The sequence below is a fragment of the Synergistaceae bacterium genome (assembly GCA_017443945.1).
Taxonomy (GTDB): domain Bacteria; phylum Synergistota; class Synergistia; order Synergistales; family Aminobacteriaceae; genus JAFUXM01.
Window position 1 is genome coordinate 1 of sequence record JAFSXS010000018.1, and the last position, 14,629, is coordinate 14,629.

Annotated in this window: 14 protein-coding genes; 12 read left to right on the forward strand and 2 right to left on the reverse strand. The window is 40.0% G+C overall.

Annotated elements, in window-relative coordinates; all coding sequences use genetic code 11:
- Positions 1-223 precede the first annotated feature (223 nt).
- From IJT21_01960 to IJT21_02000, 9 genes are all read left to right on the forward strand, one after another.
- Positions 224-1,054, forward strand: coding sequence for a diaminopimelate epimerase (locus tag IJT21_01960; protein MBQ7577012.1), 831 nt, complete (start codon positions 224-226; stop codon positions 1,052-1,054).
- 105 nt (positions 1,055-1,159) lie between these two features.
- A complete protein-coding gene (gene murD / locus IJT21_01965; protein MBQ7577013.1) occupies positions 1,160-2,518 on the forward strand; it encodes a UDP-N-acetylmuramoyl-L-alanine--D-glutamate ligase in 1,359 nt (452 codons plus the stop codon).
- A complete protein-coding gene (locus IJT21_01970; GenBank protein MBQ7577014.1) occupies positions 2,518-3,609 on the forward strand; it encodes a cell division protein FtsW in 1,092 nt (363 codons plus the stop codon). The genes murD and IJT21_01970 overlap by 1 nt, the downstream gene beginning before the upstream one ends.
- Positions 3,606-4,559: a UDP-N-acetylglucosamine--N-acetylmuramyl-(pentapeptide) pyrophosphoryl-undecaprenol N-acetylglucosamine transferase gene (locus tag IJT21_01975; GenBank protein MBQ7577015.1), complete on the forward strand. Its 954-nt coding sequence runs from the start codon at positions 3,606-3,608 to the stop codon at positions 4,557-4,559. The genes IJT21_01970 and IJT21_01975 overlap by 4 nt, the downstream gene beginning before the upstream one ends.
- 69 nt (positions 4,560-4,628) lie before the next feature.
- On the forward strand, positions 4,629-5,531 hold the full coding sequence (locus IJT21_01980) for an SPASM domain-containing protein (GenBank protein MBQ7577016.1): 903 nt from the start codon (positions 4,629-4,631) through the stop codon (positions 5,529-5,531).
- 42 nt (positions 5,532-5,573) lie between these two features.
- The gene (gene mgtE, locus IJT21_01985; protein MBQ7577017.1) at positions 5,574-6,908 is read left to right on the forward strand and encodes a magnesium transporter; all 1,335 of its coding nucleotides are present in this window, start codon (positions 5,574-5,576) and stop codon (positions 6,906-6,908) included.
- 97 nt (positions 6,909-7,005) lie between these two features.
- Entirely contained in the window at positions 7,006-7,821 is an 816-nt protein-coding gene (locus IJT21_01990; protein ID MBQ7577018.1) for a transporter substrate-binding domain-containing protein, read from the forward strand.
- Positions 7,811-8,617 (forward strand): amino acid ABC transporter permease, encoded by an 807-nt coding sequence (locus IJT21_01995; protein ID MBQ7577019.1) that lies wholly within the window; start codon positions 7,811-7,813, stop codon positions 8,615-8,617. The genes IJT21_01990 and IJT21_01995 overlap by 11 nt, the downstream gene beginning before the upstream one ends.
- A gap of 6 nt (positions 8,618-8,623) precedes the next feature.
- Complete coding sequence (locus IJT21_02000; protein MBQ7577020.1) at positions 8,624-9,373, forward strand: amino acid ABC transporter ATP-binding protein; 750 nt, start codon at positions 8,624-8,626, stop codon at positions 9,371-9,373.
- A gap of 36 nt (positions 9,374-9,409) precedes the next feature.
- On the opposite strand, the gene IJT21_02005 is transcribed toward IJT21_02000, so the two are convergent.
- Both IJT21_02005 and IJT21_02010 read right to left on the reverse strand, forming a co-directional pair.
- A complete protein-coding gene (locus IJT21_02005) occupies positions 9,410-10,327 on the reverse strand; it encodes a site-specific DNA-methyltransferase (protein MBQ7577021.1) in 918 nt (305 codons plus the stop codon).
- A complete protein-coding gene (locus tag IJT21_02010) occupies positions 10,327-11,190 on the reverse strand; it encodes a HindIII family type II restriction endonuclease (GenBank protein ID MBQ7577022.1) in 864 nt (287 codons plus the stop codon). Before IJT21_02010 ends, IJT21_02005 begins: the two co-directional genes overlap by 1 nt.
- A gap of 219 nt (positions 11,191-11,409) precedes the next feature.
- Between IJT21_02010 and IJT21_02015 the strand changes: the two genes are divergently transcribed.
- The 3 genes from IJT21_02015 (at position 11,410) to IJT21_02025 (ending at position 14,556) form a co-directional block, all read left to right on the forward strand.
- A complete protein-coding gene (locus IJT21_02015; GenBank protein MBQ7577023.1) occupies positions 11,410-12,306 on the forward strand; it encodes a YitT family protein in 897 nt (298 codons plus the stop codon).
- 163 nt (positions 12,307-12,469) lie between these two features.
- Positions 12,470-13,963, forward strand: a complete 1,494-nt coding sequence (locus IJT21_02020; GenBank protein ID MBQ7577024.1) for a hypothetical protein — start codon at positions 12,470-12,472, stop codon at positions 13,961-13,963.
- 26 nt (positions 13,964-13,989) lie between these two features.
- A complete protein-coding gene (locus IJT21_02025; protein ID MBQ7577025.1) occupies positions 13,990-14,556 on the forward strand; it encodes an NAD(P)H-dependent oxidoreductase in 567 nt (188 codons plus the stop codon).
- Positions 14,557-14,629 lie beyond the last annotated feature (73 nt).

Sequence of the window (14,629 nt, forward strand, 5' to 3'; positions counted from 1 at the left end):
CCCCCCCCCCCCCCCACCGATGAATTATATGCGTCAGATTATCCCCTGCATGTTTTGATGTATTTATGCTGTGGCCCACGAGAGCAGCTGATGACGCGCAGTTGTAAAAAAGGTTTTCGCCTTTAATGTTTTAGCCTTTGACTTTGCAAGGGTTATTTCTCGTGATATTGACTGCAAATTGCTATAATTCATACAAAATTTTTTATCAGGAGGAGCTATTTTTATGCAATTCACAAAAATGCACGGCTGCCAGAATGATTTTGTGATAATTAACTGCTTTGACCAGAAAATTAATAATCCTAATGAACTCGCGCAAAAAATTTCTGATAGACGGCAGGGAGTCGGCGCTGACGGTCTTATATTAATTTTACCCTCAAATAATGCAGACGCTTTCATGCAAATTTATAACTCTGACGGCTCACTCGATACAATGTGCGGAAATGGTATTCGCTGCATGGCAAAATATATTTACGATCACGGCATAATCTCACCTGAACGGCGCAAAATTTCTATTGACACACTCGCTGGCGTTAAATCTATAAATCTTGACGTAATCGACAACAAAGCGCAAATTATTCACGTCGATATGGGAGTGCCGACTCTCACAAGCAAGCAGCCCGAAAATATAAATGTTGATGGAATGAACTTAAAATTTTACGGAATCGACACGGGGACTCCTCACGCAATTTATTTTGTTGACGACAACACGGAAATTAATAATATAATCTCTTGGCCGGACTCAGAATTTGCGAAAAAAGGCGTTTATTTCGAGAATCATTCGCGATTCCCGGATAAAACAAGTTCTGATTTTGTCGAAATTATTTCACGCAACGAAATTAATATGAGAGTCTTTGAGCGCGGGTGCGGTGAGACAATGGCGTGCGGTACTGGGTCAACTGCTTCTGTTTTCGCGGGAGTAATCGCAAATAAATTAAATAGTGATGTCTTAGTTCATTTACGCGGCGGAGATTTGCGCATAAAAGTAGACGACAACAATAATTGCTGCTTGATCGGTCCTGCTGTAGAGGTCTTCACGGGAGAATTTTTTTGCTGAGATTCATATTTCACGTAGTTATGAAGTAATTAATCTTTGTGATATATTAATAGTTAATTTTACAGATTATAAATTTGAGGATTAACAGGAGGGCAATTTATCACAATGCCTGATTACAAAGATAAAAGGATTGTTGTTATCGGAGCAGGAGTCAGCGGTCAGGGGCTTGCGGTTCTTGCTTCACAGCTCGGAGCAAAAGTTTTCGTTACTGAGCAGAAAAAAATTTCTGACGAGGCAAAAGCAATTTTCAACGCAAATAATATCGCCTACGAAGAAGGACATACAACAAAAGCTCTTGAAGATGTCGACGAGATTTTAATTAGTTCAGGGATCCCGCCGAAATCGCAAATACTTCATGACGCGCAGGAACGAGGCATTAAATTAACCGGTGAGCTTGATTTTGTCCTGCCTCACATAAAGACTCATAATCTTTTATGCGTTACAGGCAGCAACGGCAAAAGCACTGTTACATCATTAATCGGACATATTTTGACACGCGCAGGACTCAAAACGGGAACAGGCGGTAATCTCGGTACAGCTTCAGCAATTTTTACGCGCGAAAATTTTGACTCGGTCGTCCTTGAGTTAAGCAGCTTTCAACTTGCAAGAGCTACAAATAATATGCACTCAAGAGTCGCGATAATAACAAATTTAGCTCCTGATCATATTGACTGGCACGGAAATTATAATAATTACGTCGAAGCTAAATCACGAGTCTTGACATTGCGTGATTCTGAAGGTTACGGAATAATTCAGGACAGGGACGCGGAAATTTTGAATCCCTCCGGAAAAATTATCACTCTAAGCTGGAACGAGAAGCCCGAACATAAATTTTCAGGTCATATTTTCATGAGTGACTCAGAGGCTTTATTGACTCTCGACGGCAAAACAACGCGCTTATTTGCGTATAATGACACTGATTTAATAGGTTCTCACAATTTAGAAAATGTAGCTATGAGTCTTTGTGCAGTAAATTTATTAGGACTTGAGAATCTTCCGGACGTGAAATTTTTGCTTGAAGGCTTTAAACCTTTACCGCACAGGTGCGAGAATGCCGGGACATATAAAGGCGTGCAATACATAGACGACTCTAAAGGGACGAATGTAGCAGCAACTATTACAGCGATGACAAGCATTAAAGGACGAAAAATTATAATTCTCGGCGGTCAAGGCAAGGGAGAAGATTACACACCTTTAGCAGATGCCGTAAAAAATGAGTGCGATTCAGCTATATTAATCGGAGAAGAGGCCGACAAGATTCAAGCTGCATTAATTCAAGCGGGCTATAAAAATTTTCATAGAGTCTCAACAATGGAAGAAGCTGTTAATCTTGCTGCGAGTCTTGCAAGTCCGGGAATGGTAGTATTGCTTTCTCCTGCGTGCACAAGCTGGGACATGTACAAAAGCTACAAGGCACGGGGCGAGCATTTCTGCAAAATTGTTAATGATCTGATAAATTCATAATGGAAATAATAATCCCGTTAATATTAAGCGGCTGCGGCTTTATAATGATTTCCTCGTTGTCATTGCGCGGAAGTATGGCCGGCGGCAATCCCTATGCAGCACCGTTGAAACAATTTCAATTTATCGGACTGGGACTCACAATAATGGCGTGTTTTATCGGCGGCGTTACTCCCGAAAAGATTCGCAGGCATTCAGGGAAATTATTTGCTCTTGCGGCGATATTAATTTTTCTGACTCCTATTCCCGGCATAGGCATTAAAGTAATGGGCGCGCGCAGGTGGCTGGGTTTTATGGGATTCAGATTTCAGCCGTTAGAGTTCTTGCTATTAGTGCTGCCGATTTTTATGGCTGATAGATTGACCGACACAAATTCAGTGATGAAGCGCGGAGATTTTCATTCATTTGTGAGGCCGACACTTTTTGTTATCGCGATTACGGCGATCCCGTTATTGTTGCAGCCGACTCTAGGAGGAGCAATTATTTGCGCGTCTATATGTTTCGTTATGCACATTGAGCGTCGGGGCTGGAAATATCCTTTAATGGGTGCGATGCTGGGACTTGCTGCCGTTGTTGTGTTGATTCTTATTGCTCCCTACAGAATGAGTCGTTTTCTAGCTTTCTGGGATCCATGGTCAGATCCTACGGGGCGAGGCTTTCAGATTATACAAGGACTTGTTGCGTTTGCTAATGGATCAATAACGGGAGTCGGAATCGGGCGCGGTTTGCAAGAAGAGCGTTATTTGCCGGAAGCTGACACAGATTATATTTTTCCTGCGATCGGTGAAGAGTTCGGGCTTGTCGGTACAATGTTTTTATTGATTCTTTACGCTTTATGGACGTGGAGAGCTTATTATATTTACCGCGACGCAAAGACTCCTTTTACGAAATCTCTTGCGCTGGGACTGACTGCTTCTGTAATTTTTCCTATGTTTATGAACGTTGCCGGAGTTACGAAATTATTGCCGTTGTCAGGGATTCCAATGCCGTTTATAAGTTCGGGAGGAAGCTCAATGATATTTATGTGGGCGAAAATAGGTCTCTTAATGTCGATAAAACTCGAAAATAACAGCAAGGGGAAGCGCAAAAAATGAGCAGCAAAAAATTTTTAATCGTCTCAGGAGGCACGGGCGGACACATTTTTCCGGCTATAGTATTCGGCAAAAAGTTAGAGTCAGATGGTCATATTGTAAAATGGTTATGCGGTTCTCGGCCGCTTGAGCAGGAAATTTATAAATCGCAAGGGATTCAGCCGTTATTGCTAAAAATTTCGGGGTCGCCTCTTGGTACTCACTCGCTAATAAAAAATTTCGGCCGTGCAGTTGATTTAGCAAAATCTGTGATTCAGACTTCAAGCTACATAAAAAATTTCAAGCCTGACGAGATTTATTTATTCGGAGGTTACATATCATTTGCGCCGTTAATGGTCGGGAAATCAAAGCGAATCCCAATAACCCTCCACGAACAAAACGCCGTCGCCGGAAAAGTTACGAAATTAGCTGCAAAACTCGGAGCAAAAATTATTACAGCTTGGCCGGTGTGTGAAGGAATAAAAAATTTTACCTGCACGGGGACTCCAGTTAGAGAGCCTGAAAGATTACCGAGAGTCGACGCTTTAAAGACTCTTGATTTGAATATAAGCCCAGACTCAAAAATTATTGGAATCGCAGGAGGTTCACTCGGAAGCAAGCCATTACTAGAATTATTGACGAACACAGCGAAATTATGCAAAAAATTTGATTTCGTTTTTCTCTCTTCACATGAAAAGCGCGATGACGATAACAGACATTATATTTTGCCTCATTGGGACATGAACGCGTTTTACTCGATTTGTGATTTAATAGTGTGCAGGGCGGGAGGCTCGACTCTCTCGGAGATTCTGAAATGGGAAATTCCCGCGATAGTGATTCCTTGGCCAAAAGCAGCAGATAACCATCAAGCAAAGAACGCAGCCGAGTTTGTGAAGCTCGCAAAAAATTCTTGTGTGTTCAACGAGAATGACAGCCCCCAAAATTTAGCAGGACGTTTAGAGAATTTATTTTAGCCTGATAATATTAAAAGTGTAACCGTGATAAAATTGCGTGTAAATTATTAATGGAGGCTATGACAAATTATGCTGCGAACTATGAAGAAATTAATAAAATCTGTAATTCCTGCGCCTGTTCTGCAAAAATATAACGCAATTATATTAGACCATCGATACAGAAAATGGGCTAAATCACGTAATATGAAATGGGATATTGAAGCCGTCGAAATCGAAACCGTAAACCGCTGTAACGGCCATTGCGCTTTTTGTCCGGTAAATGTTGATCAGCCTCAGAGAAAATATGCAAAGATGTCCGATAAACTTTTTCGCAAAATAATTGATGAACTCGCAGAAATGGATTATCAGGGCGGAATTTCTTTATTCTCGAATAATGAACCGTTCCTCGATGAAAGAATCATAGAATTTCATAAATACGCAAATGAAAAGCTCCCCCGCGCAATTTTTGCACTTGACACAAACGGGACTGTCTTGACGCTTGAAAAATTTATAGAGATTCTGCCGTTTCTTGATAGGTTCGTGATAGATAATTATAACGACGATGGACAAATTAATACGCCTGAGTTGCAAAAAATTTATGATTACATTCAAGCACATAAAGAGATTCAAAACCGTGTAGATTTCTTGTTCAGACGGGAGAATGAAATACTATTTTCACGAGGCGGCCAAGCTCCCAACAAGACAGACTCTCAAGATAAAAGCATAATGAATGTTTTGTGTACTCATCCGTTCAGGCAGTTAATAATCAGGCCTACAGGAGAAATAAGTCTATGTTGTAATGACGCACTCGGCAAATACACAATGGGTGATTTGAACGTGCAGACTATCAGAGAAGTTTGGGAGTCCGGGAAATATAAATCTTTCCGCGCTGAAATGCTGAAGAACGGCCGAAAAAATTTGCTGCTATGTAATCAATGCGATTCAATATTTGAGCCGGAATTTTGGGCAAAACGCAAACGCCCCTTACCGTGATAAAATTTTGCTGATAAATAATTTGCCGGAGGTGCTTTATCTATGCTCGAAAAAATTAAATCTCTCGTTGAAGCTAAGAATATTAAAGATTTGCGACTCTTAACAGAAGACATGAACGACGCTGACATCGCAGACGCAGTAGAAGAACTCGAACCGGAAGGACGAGTCATATTATTTCGTGCGTTACGTAAAGATATAGCCGCAGAAGTTTTCGCACACTTAAATTCTGACACAAAAGAAGCTCTTGTCTCGCAGTTGACAGCTCCCGAACTTGGCCGCATTGTTGATGAATTATTCTTGGATGACGCAGCTGACTTAGTCGAAGAACTCCCCGCAGATGTCGTGAAAAGAATCTTAGAGAACGCAAGCCCCGAAACTAGACGAGGCATTAATCAATTACTTCAATATCAGGAAGACTCAGCCGGAAGCATAATGACAACTGAATATATTTCCCTGAAACCTGATATGAACGTTGAGCAATCTTTTAAGCATATTCGCGAGGTCGGCACAGATAAAGAGACTCTCTATACCTGCTATGTAACTGACCCTAAGGGATTATTAATCGGCGTAGTAACAGTAAGAACTATGCTGCTTTCACAATATGCAGATAAAATCAGCGACATAATGACTGACACAAATATTATAAGCGTCAACACTAACGACGACCGCGAAAAAGTTACGGAGTTATTCCAGAAATATGATTTTATGGCGATTCCTGTTGTAGACTCAGAAAATCATTTAGTCGGCATTGTTACAGTTGATGACGCTATGGAAGTATTAGAAGAAGAAAGCACCGAAGATTTTCACAAGATGGCGGCAATGTTACCTATGGACGAACCTTATTTATCAATGGGAGTGCTTGAACTCGCAAAGAAGCGCGTTATTTGGTTAATGGTGTTAATGATTTCGGCGACTCTTTCAGGGCAGATTATCACTCACTATCAATCAGTGTTTGCGGCTCTTCCGGCTTTGATTGCGTCAATTCCAATGTTAATGGACACCGGCGGAAATGCGGGTTCTCAATCGTCGACTCTTGTTATTCGCGGTATTGCATTAGGCGAGCTGAAAATTTTTGACGCTATAAAAGTTTTGTTCAAAGAATTGCGCGTGAGTCTCATTGTCGGGAGCGGGCTTGCTATTGTAAATTTCGTCTATAAATATGCTATGAGCGGCGATTTATTATTGTCTATCACTGTCGGAATAAGTTTATTTGCAACTGTAATATTTGCGCAGATAATCGGGGGAATGCTGCCTTTGTTAGCTAAAGCTGTAGGATTTGACCCGGCTTTAATGGCTGCTCCGATTGTTACGACGATAGTAGACGCAGGAAGCCTCACAATGTATTTTGCAGTAGCTAGTAAAGTAATGAGCATTTAAACGCTAACGAGTTTTTATTTTTCCTGCACGTGATATAATTTGCGAGTTTAGTAATTTATTCTGACATAAAATTTATTTCAGGAGGTTTAGTAATATCATGAAAAAATTTTTAGCGTTAGTTCTCGTATTAATTCTCGCAAGTATTTCATTTGCAGCTGACACACCGGCCAAGCTCACGAATATTAATCAGCTCAAGACAGAAAAACTCGCAGCACAACGAGGCACAGTCGGCCAGTTCATAGCTGAAGACTTACTCGGCGACAAGAAAAATGAAATGCTCACGACCTACGAGAAATATGTTGATGCTATTTCCGCATTACTTCAGGGAAAAGTCAGAGCCGTTATCATGGACGAAATGCCCGCAAAAAGATTCTTGGCCTCCGTTGAAGGTCTTGCAATCATGAACGAGCCTTTATCCGAAGAAAATTACGCTATGGGATTCAAAAAGGGTAACACTGAATTATTAGCGCAGGTAAATAAAGCTCTAGCAGAAATCAAAGCAGACGGGACTCTTGATAAAATCTTCAAGAAATATTATGAAACTTTCTTAGCAGGCGACTCATCAAGCATTAAACCCGAAGATATTGACTTCAACAAAGGCGCAAAGGGCGGAAAATTAGTCGTCGGTACTGAAGCAGGCTTTGCACCCTATGAGCTTAAAGTCGGTTCAGGCTTTATCGGGATTGACGTAGAAATGTGCGCGGCAATCGCAAAGAAGCTCGACAAAGAATTAGTAATAATCAACATGAATTTTGACGCGCTCCCGATGGCAGTATCTACAAGCAAAGTTGACATAATCTGCGCAGGAATAACCGTAACTGAAGAACGTAAACAAAATATGGATTTCTCTGATAATTACGTCGTCGGAGCAAAACAAGTCGCACTTGTGAGAGCAGCAGACTATGAGAAATAATTCACGCAAAGCACTTGGCCGGGGTGATTTATTACTCGCTCTTGTCGGGATTTATTTAATTTATTTGCTTTACTCGTCGGGATTCTTTACAGCTGAGGCATGGGCGGATTTCAACAGGAGATTTTATCAGAATTTCGTCAAAGATAGACGTTATATGATGTTAGTAGACGGTCTCAAGGCTACAATTTTTATGACAACCGGAGCAACTATAATCGGAATTATTGTAGGATTGATTCTCAGCGTCATTCGTGTAGCTCATAAGGGCGGCGCAAAGATTCCCGTTTTGAACTGGATCGCAGAAAGTTATATAACAGTTTTGCGGGGTACTCCGGCGATGGTGCAATTATTAATCTGGAACTTCACAATTTTTGCATCAGCTAGAGACTTGAACACTGAATATATAGCTATTCTTGCATTCGGGCTAAATTCGGGCGCATATATCGCAGAAATTTTCAGGGGCGGCATAGAAGCAATTGATCCCGGACAAATGGAAGCTGCGCGCTCTCTGGGACTCTCTTATGGTACGTCAATGAAACGCGTAATTTTGCCTCAAGCCTTACGAAATATTATCCCGATGTTGTTTAATGAGTTTATCGCGCTCTTGAAAGAAACTTCTGTAGCGGGCTATATCGGCATTGATGACTTGACTCGTGCAGGACAAAATATTCAGGCTTTGACTCTCGAACATTCACAGCCGTTAGTAATGGTAGCAATTATTTATCTCGTTATAGTTATGCTCCTGACTAGATTCGTAAGCAAGCTAGAACAGTGGCTCAGCAGAGGCAGAAGGGGGTAAACTTTCATGGCAGTAATCGAAGTTAAAGACTTGCACAAAACTTTTACGCTCAATGACGGCAGAAAATTGAACGTTCTTAACGGCATAAGCACAGAAATTAACAAGGGTGAAAAAATTGCAGTAATCGGCCCTTCAGGATCCGGAAAAAGTACGTTTTTACGCTGTCTTAACCGCATGGAAGAGCCTACGTCGGGAATAATAAATTTCAACGGCGAGAATATTACGTCCCCTGCTTGCGATATAAATAAAGTCCGGCGCAAAATGGGAATGGTCTTCCAACATTTTTATTTGTTCCCGCATTTGACAGTGAGAAAAAATTTGACTCTTGCTCCCGTTGATTTAAAGATTATGACACAAGATGAGGCCGACGAACGCGCAAAAGTTTTATTACAAAGAGTCGGACTCGCTGACAAAATCGACGAGTGGCCCGAAAGATTATCAGGCGGTCAGAAACAAAGAGTCGCAATCGCCCGCGCTATGGCAATGAATCCGGACGTGTTATTATTCGACGAACCTACAAGCGCATTAGATCCCGAAATGATCGGTGAAGTTCTTGACGTTATGAAAGAATTAGCTGACTCAGGGATGACTATGTATCTTGTTACACATGAAATGGGATTTGCTCATAAGATCGCCGACAAGATTTTATTTATCGACAAAGGCATTATCAGCGAGCAGGGAACGCCCGAAGAAGTTTTTGATCACCCAAAGCAGCCAAGAACTATAGAATTTCTCTCTAAAGTTTTGAGGCATTAAATTAAGTCCCCTTGCTTTAACGGTGAGGGGAAATTTTTATATTTCTATCTCGTATTGTTCAGAATTATTTAATCTGGACTCGGCTATTTTTATATTTTCATGATTAATTTCTATGCCGATATAATGCCTATGCAAAATTTTTGCTGCTAAACATGTTGTGCCTGAACCCATGAATGGATCTAATATAATTTGTCCTTCTTTAGTAACAAGCGAAATTAAAAGCTTCATGAGATTTAAAGGCTTCTGTGCCGGATGTAAATTTTTATCGCTGCTTTCTGTCATGACACTTATAATGTTCGAAAAATTTTCATCGTGAGAATTATATTTTTGCAGTGCTTGCTCATTCCACGCACCTATATCATAATTTATAACATTGTCTGCAATAGTCCCGCCCGTTTTATAAGGCTTCTGAAACCATAGAACAGGCTCAAATAACGGCCTTAGATTCGCGACCCTCCAGCCTTTCCATTTTTGAGCGTTATATAAATCGTTTCTTCGTCTATAAATTTCCGAGAGTCTTTGTGCTCTGTGAGGTGCTGAAATTTTTTCCCACGCAAGCATATCTTTGAACGTAAAGCCCGAATCTTCAAGCGCAATAATACATCTGTGAGCGTAACGTCTGCCGGCAAAAATAAAGCATGTTCCACCGGGTTTAAGTATTCTCAGCCAATTATCAGCCCATGAAGAACACCATTTTTGATATTCAAGTGGAATTTGTTTATCTGCCTCACTCCAGCCGTTCAGAGGTTTACCCCTGCGCTTGAATAGACCTCCACCGGAAATTTGTGCGGGAGAAGTACCTCCATAAGCAGAATTTTTGTTATTGTGCAAAATATCCCAGTCATCACAACCGATCCCATATGGAATATCAGATATTATTGCGTGAAAAAAATTATCGGGAAAATTTTTTATTATCTCAATCGAGTCTCCCAAAATAAAGTTATCCAGTTTCATTATGATAGAGTCCTTATGAAAGAGTCTATTTGCTTTATTTTCTCGTAAATTTTTAGCGATTTTATAAGCTCATTTATTGCCTGCTCGCGTGAGTAATTATTTATTTTTGCAATTTCATCGAGCCAGAAAAATTTTTCACATTTACTGCGCTGTCTTATAGCTGCTATTTGTGAATGAAGGGAGTCAATAAAATTTTTGCTATCAAGATTCATAAAATCCGCAAGAAAATTATTAAAGCCGGAAATAAAATTTTTCTTCATGTCAGAAACTAAAACTTTAGCAGCAAATTTATCGCAAAAATTCCATATTTCAGAGAGATTCAAATCAGCATTTTCCCTGAGTCCGTACTCTATCATAAAAATTAAATGCTCCCAGCTCAAGAGACATACATTATTTATCAGAGACTGCGAATATATCTGACTAGTTTTAGCGGGATAATGGAAATAAGGCGCACACAAGACCGCGAAATCATTATCTTTTTTCCATGCTGATAAGGCGTAAATCTTAAAATCTTTCTGATTCTTTGCTGTTCTGCTTAACCTGAAAGCCTTTGCATCTGCAACAAGGGTATAATTAAAAAATTTTGATCCTGCAATGACATCAGCAGAGTCGCCGCGCTCATGTAAGATTATAGATTTTAGGCCAAGCTCGCGAAATGCACGGGACAACACAATATCAGAAGCCTTTGCAAACAATTTCTCTTCGGTCGAGTCATGCGCTATAGATTCCGGAATAATACCAATTTGACGTAATATATCAATAAAATCTTTATCAGAATTTATACATATCTCTAATTCGTTTGATAATTCATCAAAAGTTTTTGCGCCTGAATTATTTATTATTGCTATAATATCATTGAACATATTTTAATAATATAATTTATTTTCATGATATAAGCAAGTTAAATATAAAATTTTTACAAGAAATACATTTTGCCACTACAAAAAAGTTAAGATAATCAATTTTATTCATGCACACTCACAAAGTAAATGAAAATCTTTGAACGCTAAATAAAATTTATCTGTGTTAATATAATTACACGTGCCAAATTTTATTATGTCAAAGGAGGAATTACAGCACGTATGAATATAGGTATTAAAAAATTTTTTCGGGCATTCTTCGCCGTTATATTTGACGCGATAAAACAAGATTGGAAAGGAGTTATTGTAATAATTTTCGCGAGTCTCCTTCAGGCATTTGCTGTAAATTATTTCACTCTTCATTATAGATTTCCTGACTTGGGCGTATCTGGTATTGCTGTATTGACAAATTATTTATTCGGGATTTCGCCAAACTGGGTAATCTTGACGGGAAATATTTTATTAGTTGCGTGGGCTTGGCGTGATTTAACTGTTAGATTTCTTGCGCTGACTCTTACTGCGATATTTACATTTTCGACGGGCCTGCAGATTTTCGCGAATTTCCCTCTGCCTTTACCCGATGACAAATTTATGGCAACTGTTATAACGGGACTGATGAAGGGCTTTGCGGGCGGATTAATGCTCAATGTCGGAGGCTCTGGAGGCGGCACAGATATAGTCGGTGTTGCACTTCGCAGACGTTACGGAATAGAAATCGGGCGCTTCTCTATAATTCTGAATCTCGTAATAATTTCGCTGTCGATAGGCGTTATAGGTCTTGAAGCAGCTGTTTACGGCATTGTCGGACTCTACGTGAACGGCGTAACAGTTGATAATATTAACCGCAGCTTTGACAAACGCAAGCAGGCATTTATCATTACAAATATTCCCGATGAAGTCAGCAAATTTATAAATAATTTAGGCAAAGGAGTAACGCGACTCGAGGGCAAAGGAGGCTACACAGGCCAAGATAGACCGGTTTTGATTACGCTTTTAGAGCCTCGACACGTAATAATGTTAAAGCGATTCTTAAGGGATCACGACCAGAATGCATTTGTATCAATTTGCGACGCGTCAGAAGTACTCGGAAGGGGATTTAAGAGCTGGCGTTCATTATAAATATAGTAAAATATAAAATATTCTCACAATACAAAAGGGGGGTAATAGATAAAGTCTTAAATTTCAGCAGCCTTGACATAATATATTAAAGGAGGACGAAAAAATCTGCTGCAAATGTCGAGGCCGTAAAAATTTATAGTTTAGCAGCAGTAATTGATTTATTATGAGTGATTTCAGCATAGGCAGCCTTCTTGATGACAGCAAGAGGGCATCTTTACAAAATTTTTCTGAGAATTTACCTTCAACCGTATTCAGCAGAACAACCGCAGAAGCCCCGCGCTCAAAACGGGACATAGTTTCAAGAGTTGCATACTTAATTGGCATTGATGACAGATATTTTGGTCTCGGCCAGCTCGATAACATGAATCCGCAATTTTATAGAAGCGTCTACGAGGAAATGAATCAAGACAAAGAAGCTCGCATAGTCCGGCACTTATGCAGACTCAGAACAAAATTACAGCGAAATTTCAGAGATATTTACACCGAAATGAATTCAGATTTGAAGAATATCGACTCAATTCCTGATTTAGTCCCGCAAGACTCTTTACAGGCTCTCGAACAAGACGGAATCCCATTTGTGCGCGCAAAACGAAAACTTGAAGATTACATTGTAGACGTTCATAATTATTTGCTGCCTCATGTCCCTAACTGTCAAAAATTTTTACCTGACTGGCTGAAATGGACATACATAAAAAATATGTTCTTCATTCCTAAGGGCAACACTGTCGAGGGCAATAAAGAAGCTGCACGATCTTACAATGAATATCGGGACTTATACCCGTATCAGGCTTATATAAACTGGTACCCTTCAGACGGCGACGGAAATATTTTAAGGGATGACGCAAAATTTTTACCGATTTTGTACGAACGCAACAGAGATAGATTTTACGACATGAGCAAAGTTACAGACGCAGGAGACGCAGCACTGACTAATCCTGAAGACTTTTTCATGCAGGCCGGGCGCGTGATTATCGCAATTGACTGTGAAAACGCTGACCCCTGCAAAGTTATAGGCGTCATAAAAGATCTTGTTGCGAGAAACTTAACGGATAAAATCGCAAAAATTATATTAGTCGACGATGAACACACTTCCTCACAGTGGCGGGCATTGAGGCGGAACGAAAATTTACCGCTTGAATACTATCTCACCGACCGGGTCAAAGACGAGAAATCAGCCGTTGACGTTGCAATGACGATAAAATTTTATAGAGAAATTGCAGATAACCGTGCAGCAGGGACTCCGATTGACTCAGCTGTAATAATTTCGAGTGACTGCGATTTTTGGCCGCTGATCGAGTTAACGCCCGAAATTAAATTTTTGATTATGCTCGAATATGACAACTGCGGACAGGCTTATTATCAACGTCTGCAAAATAATGACATACCATTTTTCTATATTGATGAATATTTTATGTCGGGAAATGTCGAGCTGAAAACCGAGGCAGTTCTTCAAGAGGTCATACACGAAATTGAAGATAATTATCTCAGCAAATTAAATATTTTATCAGTGATTAACCGTGCGTTGTCAAAGCTCGATTTGAAGATGACCGACGCAGAAATTAATCAGTTCTTAGAGAAATATATTACTATAATGAACGTAGGATTTGCCAAGAACGGCAGCGCGATACTGCAAAATAAGCCGTTATTGAAAGATTAAATTTTTCGCAAAATGAGCGTTATACAATGCCGCAAAAAATTCTTGTTGTATCAGGTCATACGGATCTGCAAAATAATTCGTTCGCAAATAAAATAATTCTTTCGCGCCTTAATGAGTTAATGCCGGAGGCTGAATATCTTTATCTTGACTCAGAATATCCCGATTACAAATTTGACGTTGAGAAGGAACAAAATAGATTGCGTTCTGCTGATGTGATAGTCTTGCAATTTCCTTTTTTCTGGTATGGTGTGCCGTCGCTGCTTCATAAATGGATGGAAGACGTTTTTGTGCATGGATTCTCACACGGTTCAAAGGGTAAAGCCTTAGCCGGTAAAAAATTTTTAATCTCGTTTACGTCGGGTTCGCCTGAAGATACGTATCAAACCGGAGGGATTCAAGGTTATCCGATTGAAGATTTTATTATCCCGTTGAAACAATTTGCGAAGGCTTGTTCTATGGAATGGATTGGATTTATTTATAGCGGAGGATTGTCTTACGCAAGCAGACACGATGACGAGAAATTAAAGCATATGCGCGAGAAAGCAATTTTACACGCGGAGAGAGTCGTGGAAAAACTAAAAACATTTCAATAAAGCAAAAATCGCCGCCGAGAGGGGTGGGTTGGTGGGAGCGAGGCGGCGAAACAAAACAATTTAGAATACTAAA

What these genes read in the sequence shown, in the direction of transcription:
- IJT21_01960 (MBQ7577012.1), top strand. Translation starts at nt 224, where the DNA reads ATGCAATTCACAAAAATGCACGGCTGCCAGAATGATTTTGTGATAATT.
- murD (MBQ7577013.1), top strand. Translation starts at nt 1,160, where the DNA reads ATGCCTGATTACAAAGATAAAAGGATTGTTGTTATCGGAGCAGGAGTC.
- IJT21_01970 (MBQ7577014.1), top strand. Translation starts at nt 2,518, where the DNA reads ATGGAAATAATAATCCCGTTAATATTAAGCGGCTGCGGCTTTATAATG.
- IJT21_01975 (MBQ7577015.1), top strand. Translation starts at nt 3,606, where the DNA reads ATGAGCAGCAAAAAATTTTTAATCGTCTCAGGAGGCACGGGCGGACAC.
- IJT21_01980 (MBQ7577016.1), top strand. Translation starts at nt 4,629, where the DNA reads ATGCTGCGAACTATGAAGAAATTAATAAAATCTGTAATTCCTGCGCCT.
- mgtE (MBQ7577017.1), top strand. Translation starts at nt 5,574, where the DNA reads ATGCTCGAAAAAATTAAATCTCTCGTTGAAGCTAAGAATATTAAAGAT.
- IJT21_01990 (MBQ7577018.1), top strand. Translation starts at nt 7,006, where the DNA reads ATGAAAAAATTTTTAGCGTTAGTTCTCGTATTAATTCTCGCAAGTATT.
- IJT21_01995 (MBQ7577019.1), top strand. Translation starts at nt 7,811, where the DNA reads ATGAGAAATAATTCACGCAAAGCACTTGGCCGGGGTGATTTATTACTC.
- IJT21_02000 (MBQ7577020.1), top strand. Translation starts at nt 8,624, where the DNA reads ATGGCAGTAATCGAAGTTAAAGACTTGCACAAAACTTTTACGCTCAAT.
- IJT21_02005 (MBQ7577021.1), bottom strand. Translation starts at nt 10,327, where the DNA reads ATGAAACTGGATAACTTTATTTTGGGAGACTCGATTGAGATAATAAAA.
- IJT21_02010 (MBQ7577022.1), bottom strand. Translation starts at nt 11,190, where the DNA reads ATGTTCAATGATATTATAGCAATAATAAATAATTCAGGCGCAAAAACT.
- IJT21_02015 (MBQ7577023.1), top strand. Translation starts at nt 11,410, where the DNA reads ATGAATATAGGTATTAAAAAATTTTTTCGGGCATTCTTCGCCGTTATA.
- IJT21_02020 (MBQ7577024.1), top strand. Translation starts at nt 12,470, where the DNA reads ATGAGTGATTTCAGCATAGGCAGCCTTCTTGATGACAGCAAGAGGGCA.
- IJT21_02025 (MBQ7577025.1), top strand. Translation starts at nt 13,990, where the DNA reads ATGCCGCAAAAAATTCTTGTTGTATCAGGTCATACGGATCTGCAAAAT.